Origin of the sequence: Leifsonia sp. Root4 (assembly GCF_001425085.1) — a bacterium.
Taxonomy (GTDB): Bacteria; Actinomycetota; Actinomycetes; order Actinomycetales; family Microbacteriaceae; genus Microterricola.
The window spans coordinates 202,079-225,481 of the sequence record NZ_LMDN01000005.1; the positions used below are offsets into that span (position 1 = coordinate 202,079).

Below are 23,403 nucleotides of genomic sequence, written 5' to 3' on the forward strand. Positions count from 1 at the left end.
ATGGCGTTCGATCTGCACTTCACCAAAGGCCAGGGCACCGGCAACGACTTCGTGCTCTTCGCCGATCCCGACGGGCTGAACCCGTTGAGCCCGGCCCAGATCGCCGCCGTGTGCGATCGCCGCTTCGGCATCGGCGGTGACGGGCTGATCCGCGCCGTGCGCTCCAGCCGGCTCCCGGAGGGCGCCGCCGCCCTCGCCGAGGATGCCGACGCCGAATGGTTCATGGACTACTGGAACGCCGACGGCACCCCGTCGGAGATGTGCGGCAACGGCATCCGCGTCTTCACCCGGTTCCTGCTCGACCAGGGCCTCGCCGAGCTCGCCGACGGCGACACGCTTCCCATCGGAACACGGGCGGGCGTGCGCGACGTGCAGGGCAGTCGCAACGGCTTCCAGGTCGATCTCGGTCGGTGGCGCCTCGATGGCGGGGAACCGCTCGTGCGCGCGAAGAACCTCCCGGTGGCCAGGCCCGGCCTCGGCATCAACGTCGGCAACCCCCACGTCGTCGTGGCGCTGGCCGATGAGGCCGAGCTCGAGGCCGCGGACCTCAGCTACATCCCGCAGCTCGAACCCACCCCGGCCGACGGTGCCAACGTCGAGTTCGTGGTGCCGGCCGATCCGCTGGTCCACGACGGGGTCGGTCGCTTCCGCATGAGGGTGCACGAGCGCGGCTCAGGCGAGACTCAGTCCTGCGGCACCGGGGCAGCGGCCGCCGCCCTCGCGGTGCGGCACTGGGCCGGCGCGGGTGCGCCGAACCAGTGGCGGGTCGAGCTGCCGGGCGGCGTGCTCGGCGTGCGCATGTTCCCGACGGAAGACGGTGAGCACGTGGCGCTCTCCGGCCCGGCTGAGCTCGTCTTCGACGGCGTCCTCAACCTGGGCTAGGTCACGCAGCCGACAACCCACGCGCCCACGGCCGGCGATGGCTCAGTCGTCGCCGGTGGTGCGGTCCGAGCGGTGCGCCGAGAGCAGCTCGATCTCGGGCCGATACGCCACGAACCGCTCCACCGCGTCGAGCACCTCGACGATGTGCCTCCGGTCGGCGGCGACCAGCGAGACACCGATCCCCGCGCGCCGGTGTAGCTCGAGGTGGTCGACCTCGGCAACGCTCACCTGAAATCGGCGTCGGAGCTCCGCGAGCAACGGCCGCACGAGTGAGCGCTTCTCTTTGAGGGAATGCACGTCGCCGAGCAGGATGTCCAGCTCCAGCCATCCGATCCACATGGGCGCCACTCTAGCCCCGCCGATGCCACATCGCGCGGGGTAGCCGTTCGCGGGTGATGCGCCTAGCGTGGATGCGAGATGGACTGGTTCGGCGCCGGGGATTTTGAGGTGGCACGGCTCGTGTTGCAGCGCGGAGTCGCCGCCGCCTATCTCATCGCCTTCGTGTCGACGATCAACCAGTTCCCGGCGCTCCTCGGCGAACACGGTCTGCTCCCGGCCCCTCGGCTCCTCGCCCGCACCCGCTTCCGCGAGCTCCCCAGCCTGTTCCACTGGCGCTACTCCGACCGGATGCTGCTGGCGCTCGCCTGGTGTGGCGCCGCGGTGTCGGTGACGCTCGTGCTCGGCCTGCCTCAGCTCGGCCCGCCCTGGCTGCCCATGCTGGCGTTCCTGCTGCTCTGGGCCGGCTATCTGTCGATCGTGAACGTCGGGCAGAGCTTCTATGGCTTCGGCTGGGAGAGCCTGCTGCTGGAGGCCGGCTTCGTCGTCGCGTTCCTCGGCTCCACCGAGGTGGCGCCGCCGCTCCTGATCATCATCTACCTGCGCTGGCTGCTGTTCCGTCTCGAACTCGGCGCCGGGCTGATCAAGATCCGCGGCGGGCGCGAGTGGCGTGACTTCACGGCGCTCGACTACCACCACGAGACGCAGCCGATGCCGAACCCGTTGAGCCGGCTGGCGCACCATCTGCCGCGGTGGTTCCACCGCTGCGAGGTGTTCGGCAACCACGTCGCCGAGTTGCTCGTGCCGTTCTTCCTCTTCGCGCCGCAGCCCGTGGCATCCGTCGCCGCCGGCGTCCTGATCGGCACCCAGCTCTGGCTGATCGTCACCGGCAACTTCGCCTGGCTGAACTGGCTGACCATCGTGCTCGCCTTCTCGGCGATCGATGACGGCACCATCCGTGCGATGCTCCCGGTGCTGCCCAGCGGGCCGGCGCCCGCGGATGCACCCGCCTGGTTCGTCGCGCTCGTGCTCGCGGCGTCCGCGCTGCTCGCCGTGCTCAGCTGGTGGCCGGCCCGCAATCTGTTCTCGCGCCAACAGCTGATGAACGCGAGCTTCAACCGTTACCACCTCGTGAACGCCTACGGCATGTTCGGCACGGTCACGAAGCGACGCCTGGAGGTGATCGTCGAGGGCTGCGACGACGTCGAGCCCGGGGACGGCGCGGTGTGGCTGGCCTACGAATTCCGGGGCAAACCGGGAGACCCGATGCGGATGCCGCGGCAGTTCGCCCCGTACCACCTCCGTCTGGACTGGCTGATGTGGTTCCTCGCACTCGGATCGCGGGACACCCGCTGGTTCGAGGTCTTCCTCGTGCGTCTGCTCGAGGGGGACAGGCGGACGCTTCGGATGTTGCGCGTGAACCCGTTCACGCAGGAGCCGCCGCGCTGGGTGCGCGCTCGGGTCTTCCTCTACCGCTTCAGCACCAGGGCCGAGCGTCGCGCCAGCGGAGCACGGTGGGTGCGCTCGGAGGTCGGCGAGCTCGTCGAGCCGGTGTCATTACGGCAGCTCGGGCTCCGCTGAGGCCCGTCGTCGAGCGCGGGCCTAGGCGCCGCGGGAGACCTTCAGCACTCGGAAACCCTTGCTGATCGCTTCGCGTGCGACGACCAGGCGATCGGCGAACTCGGATTCCATCCACCGCTGCAGGGAGTCGGAGCCGAGGTTGCGCTGCACGACGAGGTAGGAGTCGGCGCCGGGCGCGAGGCGGGGGAGCCACTTCTGCAGCATCGAGTGCAGTTCGGCCTTGCCGACCCGGATCGGGGGGTTCGACCAGATCGTGGCGAACTCGATGCCGTCCGGCAGCTCCTCCGGCCGAACGGCCTTGACGTTCTCGAGGCCGAGCTCGGCCGCGTTGCGGCGCACCAGCTCGAGTGCGCGATCGTTCACGTCGACGGCCCAGACCGTCGCGCCGGGGGATTCCAGTGCGAGTGTGAGGGCGATCGGCCCCCAGCCGCAGCCGAGGTCGAGCAGATCGCCGGTCTCTGGCGGTGTCGGCGCGTAGCGCAACAACACCTCGGTGCCCTGATCGATGTGGTCGGGGCTGAAGATTCCGTTGGAGGTGGTGACCTCGCGATCCTGCCCGCCGAGTCGCACGGTGATGCGCCGCAATCTGAGCTCACTCCCCGGATCTGCGCTGAAGTAATGCTCTGAAGCCATGGGATCGAATCTATCGCAGATTACAACCGGTAAACTGAAGGCAATGACTGACGCCTTGAACGCTGCCAACGACACTGCCGCCACCGCCGACGGCCCGAGCGACGACGTCGTCGCACGGGTGCTCGCGAGCGCCGAATCACGCTCATCCGCCTACTCACTCTTCTCCTCCGGCGCGCAGGCGCTGCAAACAGAGGTCGGCGCCGACAGCATCGGCGACGGCGAGCAGCTCGACCGTGAAGACCGCAAGGCGCTGCGCCGCGTCCCGGGTCTCTCCACCGAGCTCGAAGACGTCACCGAGGTCGAGTACCGCCAGCTTCGGCTCGAGAATGTCGTGCTCATCGGCATCTACGCCCAGGGCTCGCAGGATGACGCCGAGAACTCCATGCGCGAGATGGCGGCGCTGGCCGAGACCGCTGGTGCAACGGTGCTCGACGGTCTGCTGCAGCGCCGTGCCCACCCCGACCCCAGCACCTTCCTCGGTCGTGGCAAGGCGGCGGAGCTCGCCGCGATCGTGCAGGCGCTCGGCGCCGACACGGTGATCGCCGACACGGAGCTCGCCCCCAGCCAGCGGCGCGCGCTGGAGGACGTCGTCAAGGTGAAGGTCATCGACCGAACCGCCGTCATCCTCGACATCTTCAGCCAGCACGCCAAGAGCCGCGAGGGCAAGGCGCAGGTCGAACTCGCCCAGCTCGAGTACCTCCTGCCGCGCCTGCGCGGTTGGGGTGAGTCAATGTCGCGCCAGGCCGGTGGCCAGGTCGGTGGAGCGGGCGCCGGCATGGGTAGCCGTGGACCCGGTGAGACCAAGATCGAACTCGACCGCCGCCGCATCCACACCCGCATGTCCAAACTGCGCAAGCAGATCGCGGCCATGAAGCCGGCCCGCGAGGCCAAGCGGGCCAACCGCCGCCGCAACTCGGTTCCGTCCGTTGCCATCGCCGGCTACACGAACGCCGGCAAGTCCAGCATCCTCAACCGCATCACCCACGCCGGTGTGCTGGTCGAGAACTCGCTCTTCGCCACCCTCGACGCCACCGTGCGCAAGAACACCACAGCGGACGGCCGCATCTACACGCTGGCCGACACCGTCGGGTTCGTGCGCAACCTGCCCCACCAGCTCGTCGAGGCGTTCCGCTCCACCCTCGAGGAGATCGCGGACTCCGACGTGATCGTGCACGTGGTCGACGGTTCCCACCCCGACCCGGCCAGCCAGATCGCCACCGTGCGCGACGTCGTCGGCGAGGTCGGTGCCCGCGGCATCACCGAGCTGGTCGTGTTCAACAAGGCCGATCTGATCGACGACGACACCCGTCTCGTGCTGCGCGGACTCGAACCCCGCGCGATCTTCGCCTCCGCCCGCACGGGTGAGGGCATCGACGAGATCCTCGCGGCGATCAGCGAAATGTTGCCGGACCCGAGCCTGGAGATCGAGCTCATCGTGCCATACGACCGCGGTGATCTGATCTCGCTTCTGCACGAGAAGGGGCGCGTGATCTCGACGGAATACGTCGAAGACGGCACACTCGTGCACGCGCGGATCTCGCAGGACCTCGAGGCCCAGTTCGCCGAGTTCCGCGTGCCGGCGGGAGCCATCGGCGCCTAGCCCGTCACATTCAGACATAGATCCCACACGCCACGCACCCGGATGTAATCTCGAGGAAATCGTTGTTGCCGGTAGTTCAGGCAACGGGAGCGAAAGCCGAGCCCGGCACCCGCCCGCATCCACACCCGTCCAGTACGGGGTGCGCGGCCTGCCGGTGCGTCACCCCCTCTACTGACGGCATCCGTCAGAGCAAGGGGATCGCACCATGAGCGCCGCCTACCACCACGCAACGCCGGTCATCGGCGGGCACCGTGGCGCCCTGACGCCGGTGTCGTTCGAGCTCTTCCCGCCGCGCACGGATGCCGCAGCACTCGCCCTCGGCCGCACCATCGATCGCCTGGCCGAGGCTGATCCCGCCTTCCTCTCCGTCACCTACGGAGCGGGCGGCTCATCGCGCGAACGCTCGCTCACCGTTCTGCGCTACATCCTCGAGCACACGACCGTCGATGCGATGGCCCACCTCACCTGTGTCGGCTCCTCGTACCAAGAGGCCAACAGCCTCGTTCGACAGTTCCTGGATGCCGGAATCACCAGTTTCCTCGCTCTGCGCGGGGACCCACCGACCGGCGTCACCGGCCCGGCCGAGCTCGGCGACCTCGGCAGCGCATCCGAACTCGTGCAGCTGATCCACCGCGTGCAGGAGGAACGGGAGCCCTTCTCCCAGGAGCGCGTTCCCGGCGCCCCGCTGGGCACCCGCATCGCACGCCGCCGCCGCCCCGAACGGGTCGCGGTCGCGGCCTTCCCGAACGGCCACCCGCGCGCCCGGGGAACGAGCGCCGACATCGACAGCCTGCTCGCGAAGCAGGTGGCCGGGGCCACGCTCGCCATCACCCAGCTCTTCTTCCACGCCGATGACTACCTCGGATTCGTCGACAAGGCGCGCGCGGCCGGCGTCACGATCGACATCGTTCCCGGGCTGATGCCGGCGACATCGCCCGCACGCCTCGCTCGCATCGCCGAACTCACCGGTGAGGAGGTGCCGGCCGAACTCGCCATCGCCCTCGAGGTGGAACCCGACGAACAGGGCCAGCACGAAATCGGGGTCGGGTACATCGCCCGCGTCGCCGCCGAGGTGCTCGCCGGGGGAGCACCAGGGCTGCATCTCTACACCTTCAACCAGCACCGGGCCGTGCTCGGCGTGCTGGAACAGCTCGGCCGAATGCCCGTCGGGGCCGGCACCGGCCGCTAGCCGGCGACCGCCGAGCCCCGCCACTCAGCGCCGGCCGCTGAACACCGACCATTCTCACCGGGTGATGCACCCTTCCGCGCTACCTCCATGCCATTTTCGACCCAGCAGTGACCCTCTCAACACGAAGCAACACCCAACAGAAGGACGACGAATGACCACCGCACCGTTCACCACCGCACCGTTCCCGGCCGGCACCATCCTGGGCTACCCCCGCATCGGGCGCCGCCGCGAACTGAAGAAGGCCGTCGAGGCATTCTGGGCCGGCACGACGACCGCAGAGGAGCTCGAGCAGACGACGGCCGGGCTGCGCGCCGCCACCCGGGCCCGCTTGCTCGAGCTGGGCCTCGGCCGTGACGACTCGTCGATCCCGGAGAGCTTCTCCTACTACGACCAGGTGCTGGATGCCGCGGTGGCCGTCGGCGCCGTGCCGAGCCGCTTCGCGAAGCTGGTGCAGGACGACGGCAGCATTGACCTCGCCGGCTACTTCACGCTGGCCCGTGGCGTCGGCGACAACCTGCCGCTCGAGATGACGAAGTGGTTCGACTCCAACTACCACTACCTCGTGCCCGAGATCGGGCCGGAGACGAACTTCCACCTGGCCAGCGACCGTATCGTGCGCGAGTTCGAGGAGGCGAAGGCCGCCGGATTCCTGACCCGCCCGGTGCTCGTCGGCCCGGTCACGTTCCTGCTCCTCGCCAAGCCGAGCGACGAGGCGCCGACCGACTTCACGCCGCTCAGCCGGCTCGGAGACCTCCTCCCCGTCTACGCGGAGCTCCTCACCCGTCTGCGAGCGGCGGGAGCCGAATGGGTGCAGCTGGATGAGCCCGGCCTCGTCAACGAGTCCATCACCGTCCCCCGCACGGACCAGCTGGCCGCACTCGCCGAGGCCTACCGCGTGCTCGGCGTTCTCGGCGAGCGACCGGCGCTCTTCGTCGCCGCGCCGTACGGCGCACTCGGTGACGCGCTGCCCGTGCTGGCGGCATCCGCCGTCGAGGCGATCGGGCTGGACCTGGTGCGCGGCGCCCTGCCCTCCGGGCTCGACGCCGACACCACGGCAGCACTCGCGACGAAGACGCTCGTCGCCGGCGTCGTCGACGGCCACAACATCTGGCGGGGCGACCTCGCCGCCGCCCTGACCACCGCGGAATCCGCCTCGGCGCTCTCACCGAACGTCGCCATCTCCAGCTCCACCTCGCTGCTGCACGTCCCGCACGATGTGACGGAGGAGACCGCGCTCGGTCAGCTCGCCGACTGGCTCGCCTTCGCCGACCAGAAGGTCGGCCAGATCGCCGTCCTCGCCGCCGGCCTCCGCGAGGGGCGCGCCACGATCCAGCCTGAACTGGATGCCGCCGCCGCCGCGCTGGCCGCGCGACTGGCCGCCCCCGGCGTGCGGGAGCCCGCCGTGCGCAGCCGCACCGCCGCGCTCAGCGAGAGCGACTTCAGCCGCGGTGACTACGCCGAGCGCGTCGCCGCCCAGGACGCCGCCCTGCAGCTGCCGCTGCTGCCGACGACGACGATCGGCTCTTTCCCGCAGACCGGCGAGATCCGCCGCGCCCGCGCCCGGCTGAACTCGGGCGCTCTCAGCGCAGCCGAGTACGAGCAGCTGATGAAGGAGGAGATCGGGCGCGTGGTCGATCTGCAGGAGGAGATCGGCCTCGACGTGCTCGTGCACGGCGAGCCGGAGCGCAACGACATGGTGCAGTACTTCGCCGAGAACCTCGACGGCTTCGCGGTGACCGAGCACGGCTGGGTGCAGTCATACGGCAGCCGGTGCACGCGCCCCTCGCTGCTCTGGGGCGACGTCTCGCGTCCCGCACCGATCACGGTGGACTGGTCGGTGTACACGCAGAGCCTCACCGCCAGGCCGGTCAAGGGCATGCTCACCGGCCCCGTGACGATCCTGGCGTGGTCCTTCGTGCGTGACGACCAGCCGCTCGCCGAGACCGCCCGTCAGGTGGCCCTCGCCCTCCGCGATGAGATCGCCGATCTGGAGTCGGCCGGGATCGGCATCGTGCAGGTCGACGAGCCCGCGCTGCGTGAACTGCTGCCGCTCAAGCGCGCCGATCACGCCGACTACCTGGACTGGTCGGTCGGATCCTTCCGTCTCGCGACGGCCGGTGTGCGCGCAGAGACGCAGATCCACACGCACCTCTGCTACTCCGAATTCGGCGTCGTGATCGATGCGATCAGCCGCCTCGACGCCGACGTCACGAGCATCGAGGCAGCGCGAAGCCGCATGGAGATCGTCGACGACATTGAGCGCAGCGGTTTCGACCACGGCATCGGGCCGGGCGTCTACGACATCCACTCGCCCCGGGTGCCGGCCGTCGCCGAGCTCACGGAGCTGCTCGAGCGCGCCCTCGCGGCCGTTCCGGGCCGCCAGCTGTGGGTGAACCCCGATTGCGGGCTCAAGACCCGAGGCTACGCGGAGACGGTCGAGTCGCTGCAGAACATGCTCGAGGCGACCCGGGCCGTACGGGCGAACGCCGAGGTCTCGGTCTAGCGGAACCTCTCCGCCCTCGGTCCACGCCGGCTGAGGAGTGAGGAACAACGACGAAGCCCTGAGCCTTCCGCGGTCACGCGGGGGCTCAGGGCTTCGTCGTTCCCCACTCAGCCGTCGTGAGGAGGCGTTGTTTCGCTTGGCTAGACGCTGCGCAGCACAGCGACGACCTTGCCGAGGATCTCGGCGTAGTCACCGAGGATCGGCTCGAAGTTGCTGTTGCGGGGGAGCAGCCAGGTGTGGCCGTCGCGCTGGCGGAACACCTTGACCGTTGCCTCGTTGTCGAGCATTGCCGCGACGATCTCGCCGTTCTCCGCCGTCTTCTGCGCGCGCACGACGACCCAGTCGCCGTCGCAGATCGCCGCGTCGATCATCGACTCGCCGACGACCTTGAGGATGAAGAGCTCGCCCTTACCGACGATCTGGCGCGGCAGCGGGAAGATCTCATCGATCTGCTGCTCGGCGGTGATCGGGATTCCGGCGGCGATCCGGCCGACGAGTGGCACCATCGCCGCATCGCCGACGCTTGCCGAGCCGGAGTAGTCGTCGCCGTCGGTGTACGAGGCGCCGTCGTTCTGCTGCGGCACCTCGATCAGCACCTCGAGCGCACGAGGCCGGTTCGGGTCGCGCCGCAGGTACCCGCTGAGCTCGAGCTGCTTGAGCTGGTAGGTGACGCTGGAGAGTGAGGCCAGGCCGACCGCGTCGCCGATCTCGCGCATGCTCGGCGGGTAGCCCCGCTGGCTGACCGAGCGCTGGATCACGTCGAGGATCGCCATCTGCTTGGCGCTCAGGCTCTTGCGTCGGCGGGTTCCCGTCTTTGTGGCGCCCTTCGCTTCAGGGGGTGTGTCGCGCTCTCTCGTCACCGTGCTGCCCTTCATTCCTTGGATGTCACTGACTGGGCGTCGCCGCCGGATGCTGCTGTCTGATGGTCGCCGTTGAGCCGTCATCTGTCTGTCGGATCCTGCTCCACAAACCGTGTCGGTGGTGCCTGATTGTCTGTCTCCAGACACTCACGACTTTATCGCTCGGAGAGTGCCACAACAAACGAATGTTCGAGTGTGTCGCGCATTTCTTCCGATTTTCTCGAAGAAATACTTGCATATTCGAATCCATCGAATGTATGTTCGGAACACAGCTTCGCATCCGGCCCTCCCGGCCGAGGGTCGGATGCGAATCCCACAGGAGGTCGACATGAGTGCAGTACAGGCAATTCAGCTGAACACGCGGGCAATAGGCACCGTCTCCACGCCGCTCGTCGTTCGCAGCCACCTTCGACTGACGCGCCGTGGACGGGTCGTTTTCACGACGCTCGCCGCCCTGCCGATCATCATCGGAGCGCTGGTGTTCGCGGTCAACGGCGGCGGTGCCGTCGCCGGCGGCGCCGGCCAGACGGGCAGCACCTTCGACTACATCGCCGTTCCCGCTGGAGCCTCGCTCTGGACCCTCGCCGAGGACATCGCCCCGGCGGAAGACCCGCGCGATGTCATCGACGCGATCATCGATCTCAACCAGCTGAGCTCCGCCGAGGTGCAGGCCGGCCAGCGCCTCGCGATTCCCGCGGGCTACTGAGCTCAACCCCGGCGGGGATCGGCGCCCCGCTTGCCGCTCCACCCAGCCGAATCGGCGCCGCTCCGGCGCTGCCCATAGACTCGTACGGTGACGAATCTCAGTGATCTTCCCCTGCGTGACGACCTCGTCGGCCAGCTCCCGTACGGCGCCCCTCAGGCCGTCGTCCCCGTGGCCCTGAACGTCAACGAGAACACCCACGGCATCCCGGAAGACGTCGCCCACGACATCGTCGCCCGCGTCGCGGCCGCCGTGCTCTCGGTGAACCGCTATCCCGACCGCGAGTTCACCGAACTGCGGGAGAGCTTCGCGCGCTACCTCGGCCACGGCCTTGACGCCTCGAACATCTGGGCGGCGAACGGCTCCAACGAGGTGCTGCAGCACATTCTCCAGGCCTTCGGCGGCCCGGGCCGCTCGCTGCTCGGCTTCACGCCGACCTACTCGATGTACCCGCTGCTCGCCGCCGGAACCGGCACCGAGTGGATCGGCGTTCCTCGAGCTGCTGATTACACGATCAGCCCGGATGACGCCGCCGCCGCCATGCGCGAGCACCAGCCAGACATCGTGTTCCTCTGCTCGCCCAACAACCCGACCGGCACACCGCTCTCGCTCGACGTGATCGAGGCCGTCTACGCCGCGAGCCAGTACGAGAACGGCGCGGCCATCATCGTCGTCGACGAGGCCTACGCCGAATTCTCGCCAGAGGGCACACCGAGCGCGCTCACCCTGCTGCCCGGTCGCCCGCGCCTGCTCGTCTCGCGCACGATGAGCAAGGCCTTCGCCTTCGCCGGCGCGCGGGTCGGCTACCTGGCAGCGGACGCCGCCGTCACCGACGCGCTCCGGCTGGTGCGCCTGCCGTACCACCTCTCCGCGTTCACCCAGGCTGCCGCCAATGCCGCCCTCGCCCACTCCGAGGAGATGCTCGGCATGGTCGGCGAGATCCGCGAGCAGCGGGACCGCCTGGTGCGCGAGCTCCGCGCCCTGGGCTACGCGCCGTACGAGAGCGCGAGCAACTTCGTGCTCTTCGGGGGAGTCGAGGACCCGCACGCCGTCTTCGAGGCCCTGCTGGCCCGTGGCATCCTGATCCGCGAGGTGAGCCTGCCGGGGCAGCTGCGCGTCACCGCTGGAACCGAGACCGAGACGACCGCCTTCCTGGAGGCGCTGGCGGCGGTCGGACCAAATGGCCTGGGCCCCCGCGCCTAAGAGGGGCCTCGAACGGGGTGCAGCGCAATAGTCCTCCGTGGGCGAATAGACTCGCAGCATGAGCCTTTCTGCGCCCCGTACTGCGTCGATTCAGCGCGAGACCAGCGAGTCGAGCATCGAACTGTCGATCAACCTCGACGGAACCGGTGTCTCCGACATCCAGACTTCTGTGCCGTTCTATGACCACCTGCTCACGGCCTTCGCCAAGCACTCGCTGACCGACATCACGGTGCGCGCGAAGGGTGACACCGAGATCGACGTGCACCACACCGTCGAGGACATCGGTATTGCGCTCGGCGTCGCCATTCGGCAGGCGCTCGGCGACAAGAGCGGCATCTCCCGCTACGGTGACGCCCTCGTCCCGCTGGACGAGGCGCTCGTGCAGGCCGTCGTCGACATCTCCGGTCGTCCCTACCTCGTGCACTCCGGCGAGCCGGCCGGTTTCGAGTACCACCTGATCGGCGGGCACTTCACGGGCTCGATGGTGCGTCACGTCTTCGAGGCCATCACCTTCAACGCGGCACTGACCGTGCACATCACGGTGCTCGGAGGGCGTGACGCCCACCACATCGCCGAGGCCGAGTTCAAGGCATTCGCCCGGGCGTTCCGCCAGGCCAAGGCCTTCGACCCGCTCGTTGTCGGCATCCCCTCGACCAAGGGCGCACTGTGAGCGCACCCAGCGTCGTCGTTCTGGACTACGGCACCGGCAACGTGCACTCGGCCGTCAAGGCCCTGGAACTGGCCGGAGCCGAGGTCACGCTGACCGCGGACAAGAAGCTCGCGCAGGAGGCCGACGGCCTGCTCGTGCCGGGTGTCGGTGCGTTCAGCGCCGTCATGAGCGCGCTGCGCGCCGTGCGCGGTGACGAGATCATCGACCGTCGCCTCGGCGGCGGCCGCCCGGTGATGGGCATCTGCGTGGGCATGCAGGTTCTGTTCGAGCACGGTGTCGAGCGCGGTGTCGACACCGAGGGTCTCGGCGAATGGCCGGGCTCCGTCACCGAGCTGCCATCCCAGGTGCTGCCGCACATGGGCTGGAACACCATCGAGACGGGCGAGAAGTCCGTATTGTTCGATGGCATCGAAGACGAGCGCTTCTACTTCGTGCACTCCTACGCCGCCCAGCAGTGGACGCTCGATGTGATTCCGCCGTTCCCGCAGCCGAGCCTCAGCTGGGCGGAGCACGGCGGGCGCTTCCTGGCCGCCGTCGAGAACGGGCCGCTCTCCGCCACCCAGTTCCACCCGGAGAAGTCGGGGGATGCCGGCATCCGCCTGCTGCGGAACTGGCTCACGTCGCTGCGCAGCGCTTAGCAGCACCGGCGCGGTCGACGCCGCCGGCCAGCCGGCAGATCGGCCAGTGTTCACCCTCGGCGCACCGACACGGCGCAGAGAGCGTAATATCTACTGTTTGTGTCGGTTGCCCAGAGGTGGCGACCACGAGTCGAGGACAATCATGAGTGAGTTCAACAAGACCCCGCGTCTTGTGCTTCTGCCCGCAGTTGACATCGCCGCCGGCAAGGCCGTGCGCCTGACCCAGGGCGAGGCCGGCACGGAGACCAACTACGGGGACCCCGTGGACGCCGCCGCCGACTGGGCGGCCCAGGGCGCCGAGTGGATCCACCTCGTCGACCTCGACGCCGCCTTCGGCCGTGGGCACAACCACGGCATCATCAAGAAGGTGCTGCGCCAGGTCAAGGGCGTCAACATCGAGCTCTCCGGCGGCATCCGCGACGACGAGTCGCTGGAATCCGCGCTGGACATGGGCGCCAAGCGCATCAACCTCGGCACGGCCGCACTGGAGAACCCCGAGTGGGCCGCCAGCGTGATCGCGCAGTACGGTGAGGCCATCGCCGTCGGCCTCGACGTGCGCGGCACGACCCTGGCCGCCCGCGGCTGGACCAAGGACGGCGGCGACCTCTGGGCAGTGCTCGAGCGCCTCGAGAACGCCGGCTGCGCCCGCTACGTGCTCACCGACGTGACCAAGGACGGCACCCTGCAGGGCCCGAACATCGAACTGCTCAAGCAGGTCATGGCCCGCACCCACCGCCCCGTCGTCGCGTCCGGCGGCATCTCCAGCCTCGACGACATCGCGGCGCTGCGGGAGCTCGTGCCCGGCGGCCTCGAAGGCGCCATCGTCGGCAAGGCCCTCTATGCCGGTGCATTCACGCTGGCCGAGGCGCTGGATGTCGCACGCAACTGAGCCAGAGTCTGCGCAGCCCGCTTCGAGCAGAGGCCCGAGTCTGCCCGCACACCTGGCAGACTCGGCCGGCCAGCCCTGGGCCGGCCGCAGCTTCGATGAGAACAACCACGCGAGCGACGACGGCTCTGCGCCGCCCGCGCTGAGCGAGGCCCTCGCGCGCTTCCGCGCCGGCGAGCTCGGCCAGGCCGGCGTCGTCGACGCCCTGCGTGACGCCAGACTGCTCATCCCGCTCGTCGCCCACCTCGGCGAGGCGGGGGAGAACGAGCACGGCCACACGATCGACAAGAGCCAGGAGCTCTCGATCGTGACGGTGGCCGGGCCGGACGGCCGCAATGTGCTGCCCGTCTTCAGCTCCGTCGCCGCGATGTCCACCTGGAACCCACAGGCGCGGCCGGTTCCGGCAGACGGTGTGCGCGTCGCATTGGCCGCCGCCAGTGAAGAGACCGACCTCGTCGTCCTGGACCCGCTCTCCGAGACCGAGTTCGCCGTGCGCAGACCGGCGCTCTGGGCGATCGCGCAGGCGCAGGAGTGGCAGCCGAGCTTCGAATCCGCCGCCGTCCGCGAGGCCTTCGAGGCCTCCGTCCGCACCGAACTCTCGGTGCTCTCTGTCGCCCTCGAGGCCGGAGACCCCGCTGCGCGGCTCGCCGGACCCGAGCTGATCGTGCGCCTCGAGCTCATCGACGGCCTCACCCGCGAACTGCTGAACGCCACGCTCGCCCGGCTCGCACAGCGCTGGGCGGCCAGCGAGGTCATCGCCACCCAGGTCGACTCACTCACGGTGAAGCTCGTCCGCTCGGCCTGATCCGGTTGTCGGCCCTGGCGTCGGCTCGGGGCGTTGACGGCGCGCGGCCGCAGGGGGAGAATCGGGGCGTGTGCGCCGGACGCCGACGTCTGGCGCGGAATCCAGGTGTTCAGATGGACCTCCACGAGTCGGCCGCGGCATCCGGTGGCCGAGACAGTTCCCGAGACAACGTCTCCCGCGAGTACGGGGCAGCGCTCGATGCGGCCTCTGCGCGCGCCAGAGACTGGCTGGGCGGCGTATTCGAACGGCCGATCCCGGCAGCGCGCAGCATCGACGAGGTGAAGTCGGCGCTCGGCAGAGTGTTGCCGGAGCACGGCAGCGACCCGGCCGAGGTGATCGAGCGGCTGGCCGATGGCGTCGAACCCGGCTTGATGGCCAGCCAGTCGTCTCGCTTCTACGGCTGGGTCATGGGCGGCACCTTCCCCGTCGCCCTCGCCGCGGATTGGCTGGTGAGTTCCTGGGATCAGAATGCCGGCATGCGCGACGCAACGCCGGGCGTCGTCGGCGCGGAGGAGATCGCGGGCGACTGGCTGCTCGAGCTGCTCGGACTGCCGGCGACGGCCGATGTCGGTTTCGTGACCGGCGCCACGGCTGCGAACTTCGTCGGGCTCTCCGCCGCGCGCCAGCATGTGCTGGCCGCACTGGACTGGGATGTGAACCGAGCAGGACTCGTCGGCGCCCCGCCGATCACCGTCCTCGTCGGGAGTGAGCGACACGGCACGATCGACCTCGCCGCGCGCTACCTCGGCCTCGGGGAGCCCGCTTCCGTCGTCTCCGATCGCGAGGGCCGGATCATCGTCGACGCACTCGCCGAGGCGTTCGAGCAGATCACCGGCCCGACGATCGTCTGCCTGCAGGCCGGCAACATCCACTCCGGAGCCTTCGATGACTTCGACCGTGCCGTGCGCATCGCCCACGACGCGGGAGCCTGGGTGCACGTCGACGGCGCATTCGGGCTCTGGGCGGCCGCGTCGCCCCGGCTGCGCCACCTCACCGCCGGCTACGAGGGGGCAGACTCGTGGGCGAGCGACGCACACAAGACCCTCAATGTGCCCTACGACTGCGGCATCGCGATCGTCGCGAACCCGGATGCCATGCATACCGCGTTCGGCATGCGCGCCAGCTACCTGCAGAATCCCGACGAGGCCGAGCCGCACGACAAGGTGCCGGAACTCTCGCGCCGCGCCCACGGCGTTCCGCTCTGGGCGACCCTGCGCTGGCTCGGGCGCGACGGCGTCGCCGCGCTGGTCGACGGCCTGGCGTCGAGTGCAACCGCCATCGCGGCCGGGCTCGCCGAACTGCCCGGCGTCACGATTCTCAATGACGTCGTCTACACCCAGGTCAGCATGGCCATGGCCGACGACGAGCAGACGCTCGAACTCGGTCGGCGTCTGCAGCAGAGCGGCGAGGTGCTCGCCTCGCCGTCCCGCTGGCACGACAGGGCGGTGCTGCGCTTCTCGGTCAGCAACTGGGCCACGGACGCCGCGGAGGCCGCACGCACGGTCGATGCCGTGCGGCGGGCGATTCCCGGACTCTGATCCCGACTAGTTGACGGGGCCCGTGTACTTCTCGCCGGGTCCCTGCCCGATGGCATCCGGAATCACGGAGGCCTCACGGAAGGCCAGCTGCAGCGAACGCAGGCCGTCGCGCAGGCTGCGTGCGTGCATGTCGCTGATCTCCGGCGCTGCCGCCGTGATGAGGCCGGCGAGGGCGTTGATCAGCTTGCGCGCCTCGTCGAGGTCCTGCTGCGATTCGGGGTCGTCGGCCAGCCCGCACTTGACCGCAGCGGCACTCATCAGGTGCACCGCGGTGGTCGTGATGACCTCGACCGCTGGCACGTCGGCAATGTCACGAGTGGCCTCGGCGGCCTCTGCTCTGGCGGCGTTCTCGTCGAATGCCGGGTTTTCATCGAAGTTATTGCTCAAGGCATTCCTCTGCTAGGCTCTTACGGGCTACGGAGCACACGCTCCGTTGACGAAAGTGGATATTCTCCCACCCGCGCTTGACCGCTTCACTAGGTTACCGGGTTGTTAGCACTCCGTTTCTTCGCATCACGGTTTCGACCGGGGCGCGGGGGAGCAGCCAGGGTGCAGCAGGAAAACTCGCACAACGCGGGTGATCTCTGCGTGGATCTCTACTCTCGTCCGTCACATGGCACACGCCGGTGACAATGGCTGAATTTTGAGTAGATGGAGACTCGCATCACCGATCCCCGTACAAACGACCGCATCCGAGTGCCTGAGGTTCGCCTCGTCGGCCCCGGTGGCGAGCAGGTCGGCGTCGTCAAAATCGAGGTAGCACTGCGCATGGCGCAGGAGGCTGACCTCGATCTCGTTGAGGTTGCCCCGAACTCCAAGCCTCCCGTGGCCAAGATCATGGATTTCGGCAAGTTCAAGTACGAGGCTGCGCAGAAGGCGAAGGAAGCCAGGCGCAACCAGGCGAACACGATCCTCAAAGAGGTTCGGTTCCGACTCAAGATCGACAAGCACGACTACGAAACCAAGATGAAGCGCGCAATCGGCTTCCTCCAGGGCGGTGACAAGGTGAAAGCCATGATCCTGTTCCGTGGTCGTGAGCAGTCTCGCCCCGACCAGGGCGTGCGCTTGCTCCAGAAATTTGCCGAAGATGTGGCGGAATACGGTTCTGTGGAATCGACTCCGACCATCGACGGTCGAAACATGGTCATGGTCATTGGCCCTCTGAAGAACAAGTCAGAGGTCAAGGGCGAGGCCAACGCTAATCGGGCCGCGAGCAAAGCGGCGAAGCAGGAGGAAAACAATGCCTAAGCAGAAGACCCACTCCGGGTCCAAGAAGCGCTTTAAGGTCACCGGAAGCGGCAAGATCATGAAGCAGCAGGCCGGAATGCGTCACAACCTCGAGGTCAAGGCCTCGAAGCGCAAGGCTCGCCTGAACCAGGACCAGGTGCTGGCTCCGGCCGACGCCAAGGTCATCAAGAAGCTTCTCGGTCGCTGATCTTCGCGATCAACCGCCGTCACACCCGTTAGGAAGAAACAAAAATGGCAAGAGTAAAGAGGGCCGTCAACGCCCACAAGAAGCGTCGGGTCATCCTCGAGCGCGCCAAGGGCTACCGCGGCCAGCGTTCGCGCCTCTACCGCAAGGCCAAGGAGCAGGTCACGCACTCGCTGGTCTACAGCTTCCGCGACCGTCGTGCCCGCAAGGGTGACTTCCGCCGCCTGTGGATCCAGCGCATCAACGCCGCGTCGCGTGCGAACGGCATGACCTACAACCGCCTGATCCAGGGCCTCGGCCTTGCCGGCGTCCAGGTCGACCGTCGCATCCTCGCCGAGCTGGCCGTCAACGAGCCCGCCACCTTCGCTGCCCTCGTGCAGACCGCGAAGAAGGCGCTGCCCGCCGACGTCAACGCCCCCAAGGCGAAGGTCGCTGCGTAAGCACCGAGTTTTCTCGTTGAAAGGCCCGACACCCCCGTGGTGTCGGGCCTTTCGCATGCCGGGCGCACCGACCGGCGGATGCCGTGCCGATCGGTAGACTTGGCACATGCTTGAAAACCCTCGTTCCCCGCGTGTTCGCTCCGTCGCCAAGTTGGCCAAGAAGGCGGCCCGCGTCGAGAGCGGGATGTTCCTGCTCGAAGGCCCGCAGGCCGTTGCCGAGGCGCTGAACTTCCGCCCGGAACTGGTGCAGGAACTCTTCGGAACCCCGACGGCGCTCGACCGCTACCCCGAGATCGCCGAGGCGGCAGAGGAAGCGGACGTTCCGTTCGAGTTCGTCACGGAGCAGGTGCTCAACGCGATGGCCGACACCGTGACCCCGCAGGGCTTCATCGCCGTCTGCCGGGTGTTCCCGACCGCGCTCAAGGACATCTTCGCCGGCGAGCCGAAGCTCATCGCCATCCTCGAGGAGGTGCGCGACCCCGGCAACGCCGGAACGATCATCCGTGCGGCGGATGCCGCCGGCGCCGACGCCGTGATCCTGACCGGTCGCTCCGTCGATCTCTACAACCCCAAGGTCGTGCGCTCGACCACCGGCTCGCTGTTCCACCTGCCGATCGCGATCGACGTCGAGCTCGAAGACGTGCGCCTGCGCGTCCGCGAGGCCGGCATGCAGCTCATCGCCGCCGACGTCAAGGGTGAGGACATGCTCGAGGCGCGGTCGTCCGGCCTGCTGGCGGCGCCGACGGCCTGGCTGTTCGGCAATGAGGCGCGCGGCCTCAGCGAAGAGAAGCTGGCGCTGGCCGAGCGTTCCGTGATGGTGCCGCTGTACGGGCAGGCCGAGTCGATGAACCTGGCGACGGCGGCATCCGTGTGCCTGTACGAGTCTGCCTTCGCGCAGCGAAGCACCACGCTGCAGTAGCAACACGCCGCAGCGGCAGCATGCTGTGGTGGCAAGTGCAGTAACGGTTGTATAACCACGCCTGCAAAGGGAACACATTCGCCCCATTAGTCCCTATGTTTGGGGGTATGGATTCGAATCCGAAGAAAGCTCGTCTCGAGCCCGCCACGTCGAACATCGCCGTTCGCCGTGGTGAGCCGCTCGTCGTCATCGACACCGTCAACAAGCACTACGGCGAACTGCATGTTCTGAAGAACATCAACACCGTCGTGACGCGCGGCGAGGTCGTCGTTGTGATCGGTCCGAGCGGATCAGGCAAGTCCACGCTCTGCCGGGCCATCAACCGCCTCGAGACGATCGACTCCGGCACCATCTCGATCGATGGCCAACGGCTGCCGGAAGAGGGCGCCGACCTGGCCAGGCTTCGGGCCGACGTCGGCATGGTGTTCCAGTCGTTCAACCTGTTCTCGCACAAGACGGTGCTGGAGAACGTGACGATGGCACCGATCAAGGTGAAGAAGATCCCCAAGGCGCAGGCGGTGAAGACCGCCATGGAGCTCCTCGAACGCGTCGGCGTCGCCAACCAGGCGAACAAGATGCCGTCCCAGCTCTCCGGTGGCCAGCAGCAGCGCGTCGCCATCGCCCGCTCGCTCGCGATGAGCCCGAAGCTGATCCTGATGGACGAGCCGACCAGCGCACTGGACCCGGAGATGATCAACGAGGTCCTCGACGTGATGATTGGTCTGGCCAAGGACGGCATGACCATGATCGTCGTCACCCACGAGATGGGCTTCGCGCGCAAGGCCGCCGACCGGGTGCTCTTCATGGCCGACGGCGAGATCGTCGAGGAGGCCAAGCCCGAGGACTTCTTCTCCAATCCGCAATCGCACCGCGCCCAAGACTTCCTCTCCAAGATCCTCGAGCACTGAGTTCTCGCCACGAGCGACAACACCCCGTTCAGGACCATCGATCGCCCACCAAGAATGAGGTTGACCATGAAAAAGAAACTCTCCATCATCGCGCTGGCGGCAGCCAGCGTGCTCGCACTTGCGGCCTGTGCCAGCGGTGACACCGACGCGGGCGACGGCGAGAGCGTCGCACCGGCGCCCGAGTTCGCCGCCGGAAGCACGATGGCCGAGCTGGCGGAAGCCGGCACGATCACCGTCGGAACGAAGTTCGACCAGCCGCTGTTCGGCCTGGTGAACCTCGACGGCGACCCGGAAGGCTTCGACGTCGAGATCGCCAAGATCATCGCCGGCGGTCTCGGCATCGCTCCGGAGAACATCGAGTGGAAGGAAGCCGTCTCGGCCAACCGCGAACCGTTCATCCAGAACGGCGAGGTCGACATCGTCGTGGCCACATACACGATCAACGACAAGCGCAAGGAAGTCATCTCCTTCGCCGGCCCCTACTACATGGCCGGACAGTCGATCCTCGTGTTGGCAGACAACGACACGATCACGAGCGAGGAAGACCTCGTCGGTGAGAAGGTCTGCTCGGTCACCGGGTCCACGCCGGCAGCGAAGCTCGCCGAGATCGGCGCGGTTCCTGTGCTCACCGACACCTACACGAACTGCCTGGAGCCGCTGCGCTCCGGTGACGTCGTCGCCGTCAGCACCGACAACGTCATCCTCGCCGGCCTGGCCGCGCAGAATGAGGGCGAGTTCAAGGTCGTCGGCAAGCCGTTCACCGAGGAGCCGTACGGCATCGGCCTGCAGAAGGACGACACCGAATTCTGCACGTTCATCAACGACACCCTCGAGGCCGCCTACGAAGACGGCAGCTACGAGGAGGCGTGGAACTCCACAGCGGGAACAGTGCTTCCCTACGTCGATCCGCCTGCAGTCGAGCCGTGCGCCTGATCTCCGTAGCCGCCCGCTCCTAGCGTGACGCGGTGTGGGCCGGGCAACCGCCCGGCCCACACCATCACCGCACTGCCGAAAGGACCCCCGCATGGATGCGGTGATCGAGAATCTGCCCCGCTATCTCAGCGGGTTCCTACTGACACTGCAGTTGCTCGTCGTGTCGGGCGTCGCCGCGTTCATCATCGGCACGCTGGTGGCCGCGATGCGCATCTCGCCCGTCGCCTCGCTGCGGGGTTTCGCCACCGTGTACACGGAGCTCGTGCGCAACACCCCGCTGACGCTCATCCTGTTCTTCTGCGCGTTCATCCTGCCCTACTTCGGCGTCGACCTGAGCTACATCGTCTTCGCGACGATCGGGCTCAGTGTGTACACCTCGCCATTCGTGGCCGAGGCGCTCCGCTCCGGCATCAACGGTGTGCCCATCGGGCAGGCCGAGGCGGCACGCAGCCTCGGCCTCGGCTTCGGTCAGAGCGTGAGCCTCGTCATCCTGCCGCAGGCATTCCGGATGACGATTCCGCCACTGATCAACGTGCTCATCGCCCTCACCAAGAACACCTCCGTCGCCGGCGGCTTCTTTGTGGCCGAGCTGTTCACGATCGGCAAGGAGCTGGCCAATGCCAACGGGGACGCGGTCATCGCGATCCTGCTGGGCGTCGCGACCTTCTACCTGATCATCACCATCCCGCTCGGCTTGTTGGCCGGGCGCATTGAGAAGCGAGTGGCGGTGCGGCGATGAGCGGCTCGAGTGTTCTCTTTGACGCACAGGGCCCCAAGGGCCGGCGTCTCTCCCTGATCCTCTCCATTGTCGGGCTCCTCGTGCTCGCGGCCGGTGCCGCCTGGGTCTATTCCGTGCTCGCAACGCCCCGCGTGGCGACGAGCGGCGTCGAGCTGCCGAGCATGCTCGATCCGAGCCGCTGGGACATCTTTCTCGACCCGCGGGTGTGGAACCAGATCGTCTTCGTCGGTGTCGTCGGCACCCTGAAGGCGGCGGCGGTTGCCGCCGTCGGCGCCGTCCTCCTCGGTATCATCTTCTCGCTGCTGCGCAGCGCGGAGACGGCGTGGATCCGCATCCCCACCACCATCGTGCTGGAATTCCTGCGTGGAATGCCCGTGCTGCTGATGATGCTGTTCATCCTGTTGGCCGGCTCCACCGGTGCGTACTGGGCCGTTGTCATCGCGCTCATCCTCTACAACGGGGCCCTCATCGGTGAGGCGTTGCGGGCGGGCCTGACCTCGTTGCCGCGCGGTCAACGCGAGGCCGGTCTCAGCCTGGGCATGCGACCGCTGCAATCGCGACTGCTGGTGGAGTTCCCGCAGGCATTCCGACAGATGCTGCCGATCATCGTCGCGCAACTCGTCGTGCTGCTCAAGGACACCTCGCTCGGCTACATCGTCGGCTACCTCGAGCTCATCCGCGTCACGATGAACCAGATCGCCAGCGCCGTCGGCAACCGCTACCTGTTCTCGCTGTTCTTCGTCACGCTGGTGCTCTACCTGATCATGAACCTCTCGCTGTCCTGGTTTGCCCGCTGGCTCTCACGGCGCACCGCGAGCGGCGGGGGCAAGGTCGCCAAGGGCACGAAGCTGCCCAAGGTCGACCCCAACTCAGAGGTGATGAGCCTGCAGGGATCGGTCGAAGCGCACATGGACGACTCCGGCCCGGCCCGCTGAGACCCGCAGCCGCGCACCCGCGGTTGCGGGCGCGGCACGACGGCGGCGCGGGGCTGAGTAAACTTGTGCCTTGTGTCTGAGTCCACTGAGCTCCCAGAAGCCGTAATCACCGAATCCGCCGTCGCCGCGGCCGTCGACGCCGCACTCGCGGCGATCGAATCCGCCGGCGACTCCGCCGCACTGAAGACCGTGCGCACGGAACACACCGGCGAGGCATCGCCGCTGGCCCAGCTGAATGCCACGCTGCGCGATGTGCCCAAAGACCAGAAGGCTGCCCTCGGCAAGCTCGTCGGTCAGGCCCGCGCCCGTGTCGCACAGGCATTCGCCGCGCGCGAAGAGGGCATCGTCGCCGCCGAGGCTGCCGCGCAGCTCGAGGCAGAGGCCCTCGACGTCACCGCGCTGGCCAGCCGTTACCGCGCCGGCGCGCGGCATCCGCTCACCCTGCTGCAGGACCGCGTCTGCGACGTGTTCACCGGCATGGGTTGGGAGATCGCCGAGGGGCCAGAGGTCGAGAGCGAGTGGTTCAACTTCGACGCACTGAACTTCGACGCCGACCACCCCGCCCGCGCGATGCAGGACACCTTCTTCGTCGACCCGCCGGAGTCGCACCTCGTGCTGCGTACCCACACCTCGCCGGTGCAGGTGCGGTCGATGCTCGACCGCGAGCTGCCCGTCTACGTGCTGGCACCCGGCCGTGTCTACCGCACTGACGAGTTCGACGCGACGCACCTGCCCGTGTTCATGCAGTTCGAGGGCCTGGCCGTCGACAAGGGCCTGACCATGGCGCACCTGAAGGGCACGCTCGACCACTTCGTGAAGTCGATCTTCGGCGACGAGGCCAAGATCCGCCTGCGCCCCAGCTACTTCCCGTTCACGGAGCCGAGCGCCGAGCTCGACTTCTGGCACCCGACGTTCAAGCACGGCGCCCGCTGGATCGAGTGGGGCGGATGCGGCATGATCAACCCCAACGTGCTGCGCGCGGCCGGAATCGACCCCGAGGTGTACTCGGGCTTCGCCTTCGGGATGGGAATCGAGCGCGGCCTGATGCTGCGCAGCGATGTACAAGACATGCGTGAAATGGTCGAGGGCGATGTGCGCTTCTCCCAGCAGTTCGGAATGGTGGTTTAGTC

25 protein-coding genes are annotated in these 23,403 nt (G+C 67.9%); 21 read left to right on the forward strand and 4 right to left on the reverse strand.

Going from position 1 to position 23,403, the window contains the following annotated elements; all coding sequences use genetic code 11:
• Nucleotides 1–882 (forward strand): diaminopimelate epimerase, encoded by an 882-nt coding sequence (gene dapF, locus ASC66_RS16735; protein WP_055842259.1) that lies wholly within the window; start codon nt 1–3, stop codon nt 880–882.
• 42 nt (nt 883–924) lie between these two features.
• Here dapF and ASC66_RS16740 read toward each other — a convergent pair whose 3' ends face one another.
• Nucleotides 925–1,221, reverse strand: a complete 297-nt coding sequence (locus tag ASC66_RS16740; protein WP_055842262.1) for a DUF503 domain-containing protein — start codon at nt 1,219–1,221, stop codon at nt 925–927.
• A gap of 78 nt (nt 1,222–1,299) precedes the next feature.
• On the opposite strand from ASC66_RS16740, the gene ASC66_RS16745 reads away from it, so the two are divergent.
• A complete protein-coding gene (locus tag ASC66_RS16745; RefSeq protein ID WP_055842266.1) occupies nt 1,300–2,739 on the forward strand; it encodes a lipase maturation factor family protein in 1,440 nt (479 codons plus the stop codon).
• A 21-nt stretch (nt 2,740–2,760) separates the two neighbouring features.
• Here ASC66_RS16745 and ASC66_RS16750 read toward each other — a convergent pair whose 3' ends face one another.
• Entirely contained in the window at nt 2,761–3,372 is a 612-nt protein-coding gene (locus ASC66_RS16750; protein ID WP_055842268.1) for a class I SAM-dependent methyltransferase, read from the reverse strand.
• 43 nt (nt 3,373–3,415) lie between these two features.
• Here ASC66_RS16750 and hflX point away from each other — a divergent pair, with 43 nt between their 5' ends.
• The 3 genes from hflX to metE all read left to right on the forward strand — a co-directional run bounded on the left by hflX (nt 3,416) and on the right by metE (nt 8,664).
• Complete coding sequence (gene hflX / locus ASC66_RS16755) at nt 3,416–4,972, forward strand: GTPase HflX (RefSeq protein ID WP_055842270.1); 1,557 nt, start codon at nt 3,416–3,418, stop codon at nt 4,970–4,972.
• Between the two features lie 205 nt (nt 4,973–5,177).
• On the forward strand, nt 5,178–6,161 hold the full coding sequence (locus ASC66_RS16760) for a methylenetetrahydrofolate reductase (RefSeq protein ID WP_055842271.1): 984 nt from the start codon (nt 5,178–5,180) through the stop codon (nt 6,159–6,161).
• 151 nt (nt 6,162–6,312) lie between these two features.
• Nucleotides 6,313–8,664 carry a 5-methyltetrahydropteroyltriglutamate--homocysteine S-methyltransferase gene (gene metE / locus ASC66_RS16765; protein WP_055842276.1) on the forward strand — a complete coding sequence of 784 codons (2,352 nt, stop codon included), beginning with the start codon at nt 6,313–6,315 and terminating at the stop codon, nt 8,662–8,664.
• 140 nt (nt 8,665–8,804) lie between these two features.
• Here the strand turns inward: metE and lexA are convergent, their stop codons facing one another.
• A complete protein-coding gene (lexA, locus tag ASC66_RS16770) occupies nt 8,805–9,539 on the reverse strand; it encodes a transcriptional repressor LexA (RefSeq protein ID WP_082492456.1) in 735 nt (244 codons plus the stop codon).
• Nucleotides 9,540–9,852: 313 nt separating this feature from the next.
• Between lexA and ASC66_RS16775 the strand changes: the two genes are divergently transcribed.
• The 7 genes from ASC66_RS16775 (at nt 9,853) to ASC66_RS16805 (ending at nt 15,967) form a co-directional block, all read left to right on the forward strand.
• Nucleotides 9,853–10,230, forward strand: a complete 378-nt coding sequence (locus ASC66_RS16775) for a hypothetical protein (protein WP_055842284.1) — start codon at nt 9,853–9,855, stop codon at nt 10,228–10,230.
• An 87-nt stretch (nt 10,231–10,317) separates the two neighbouring features.
• The gene (locus ASC66_RS16780; RefSeq protein ID WP_055842286.1) at nt 10,318–11,430 is read left to right on the forward strand and encodes a histidinol-phosphate transaminase; all 1,113 of its coding nucleotides are present in this window, start codon (nt 10,318–10,320) and stop codon (nt 11,428–11,430) included.
• A 58-nt stretch (nt 11,431–11,488) separates the two neighbouring features.
• Nucleotides 11,489–12,100 carry an imidazoleglycerol-phosphate dehydratase HisB gene (gene hisB / locus ASC66_RS16785; protein WP_055842290.1) on the forward strand — a complete coding sequence of 204 codons (612 nt, stop codon included), beginning with the start codon at nt 11,489–11,491 and terminating at the stop codon, nt 12,098–12,100.
• A complete protein-coding gene (gene hisH / locus ASC66_RS16790; protein ID WP_055842292.1) occupies nt 12,097–12,738 on the forward strand; it encodes an imidazole glycerol phosphate synthase subunit HisH in 642 nt (213 codons plus the stop codon). The genes hisB and hisH overlap by 4 nt, the downstream gene beginning before the upstream one ends.
• Before the next feature lie 142 nt (nt 12,739–12,880).
• Complete coding sequence (gene priA, locus ASC66_RS16795; protein ID WP_055842295.1) at nt 12,881–13,627, forward strand: bifunctional 1-(5-phosphoribosyl)-5-((5-phosphoribosylamino)methylideneamino)imidazole-4-carboxamide isomerase/phosphoribosylanthranilate isomerase PriA; 747 nt, start codon at nt 12,881–12,883, stop codon at nt 13,625–13,627.
• Nucleotides 13,611–14,429, forward strand: coding sequence for an SseB family protein (locus tag ASC66_RS16800; RefSeq protein ID WP_055842298.1), 819 nt, complete (start codon nt 13,611–13,613; stop codon nt 14,427–14,429). The genes priA and ASC66_RS16800 overlap by 17 nt, the downstream gene beginning before the upstream one ends.
• A gap of 113 nt (nt 14,430–14,542) precedes the next feature.
• Nucleotides 14,543–15,967 carry a pyridoxal phosphate-dependent decarboxylase family protein gene (locus tag ASC66_RS16805; protein ID WP_082492457.1) on the forward strand — a complete coding sequence of 475 codons (1,425 nt, stop codon included), beginning with the start codon at nt 14,543–14,545 and terminating at the stop codon, nt 15,965–15,967.
• A 6-nt stretch (nt 15,968–15,973) separates the two neighbouring features.
• Here the strand turns inward: ASC66_RS16805 and ASC66_RS16810 are convergent, their stop codons facing one another.
• Nucleotides 15,974–16,354 (reverse strand): DUF1844 domain-containing protein, encoded by a 381-nt coding sequence (locus tag ASC66_RS16810; RefSeq protein WP_055842300.1) that lies wholly within the window; start codon nt 16,352–16,354, stop codon nt 15,974–15,976.
• A gap of 264 nt (nt 16,355–16,618) precedes the next feature.
• On the opposite strand from ASC66_RS16810, the gene infC reads away from it, so the two are divergent.
• From infC to pheS, 9 genes are all read left to right on the forward strand, one after another.
• Nucleotides 16,619–17,215 carry a translation initiation factor IF-3 gene (gene infC, locus ASC66_RS16815; protein WP_082492458.1) on the forward strand — a complete coding sequence of 199 codons (597 nt, stop codon included), beginning with the start codon at nt 16,619–16,621 and terminating at the stop codon, nt 17,213–17,215.
• A complete protein-coding gene (gene rpmI, locus ASC66_RS16820) occupies nt 17,208–17,402 on the forward strand; it encodes a 50S ribosomal protein L35 (RefSeq protein WP_047406521.1) in 195 nt (64 codons plus the stop codon). The genes infC and rpmI overlap by 8 nt, the downstream gene beginning before the upstream one ends.
• A 44-nt stretch (nt 17,403–17,446) precedes the next feature.
• Nucleotides 17,447–17,839 carry a 50S ribosomal protein L20 gene (gene rplT / locus ASC66_RS16825; protein WP_055842301.1) on the forward strand — a complete coding sequence of 131 codons (393 nt, stop codon included), beginning with the start codon at nt 17,447–17,449 and terminating at the stop codon, nt 17,837–17,839.
• Nucleotides 17,840–17,945: 106 nt separating this feature from the next.
• Nucleotides 17,946–18,758 carry a TrmH family RNA methyltransferase gene (locus ASC66_RS16830; protein ID WP_055842304.1) on the forward strand — a complete coding sequence of 271 codons (813 nt, stop codon included), beginning with the start codon at nt 17,946–17,948 and terminating at the stop codon, nt 18,756–18,758.
• A 107-nt stretch (nt 18,759–18,865) separates the two neighbouring features.
• Entirely contained in the window at nt 18,866–19,666 is an 801-nt protein-coding gene (locus tag ASC66_RS16835) for an amino acid ABC transporter ATP-binding protein (RefSeq protein ID WP_055842306.1), read from the forward strand.
• A gap of 66 nt (nt 19,667–19,732) precedes the next feature.
• On the forward strand, nt 19,733–20,599 hold the full coding sequence (locus ASC66_RS16840) for a glutamate ABC transporter substrate-binding protein (RefSeq protein WP_082492459.1): 867 nt from the start codon (nt 19,733–19,735) through the stop codon (nt 20,597–20,599).
• Nucleotides 20,600–20,690: 91 nt separating this feature from the next.
• Nucleotides 20,691–21,338, forward strand: a complete 648-nt coding sequence (locus ASC66_RS16845) for an amino acid ABC transporter permease (protein WP_055842313.1) — start codon at nt 20,691–20,693, stop codon at nt 21,336–21,338.
• Nucleotides 21,335–22,273, forward strand: coding sequence for an amino acid ABC transporter permease (locus ASC66_RS16850; RefSeq protein WP_055842317.1), 939 nt, complete (start codon nt 21,335–21,337; stop codon nt 22,271–22,273). Before ASC66_RS16845 ends, ASC66_RS16850 begins: the two co-directional genes overlap by 4 nt.
• A gap of 72 nt (nt 22,274–22,345) precedes the next feature.
• Entirely contained in the window at nt 22,346–23,401 is a 1,056-nt protein-coding gene (gene pheS, locus ASC66_RS16855; RefSeq protein WP_055842320.1) for a phenylalanine--tRNA ligase subunit alpha, read from the forward strand.
• Nucleotides 23,402–23,403: the final 2 nt, after the last annotated feature.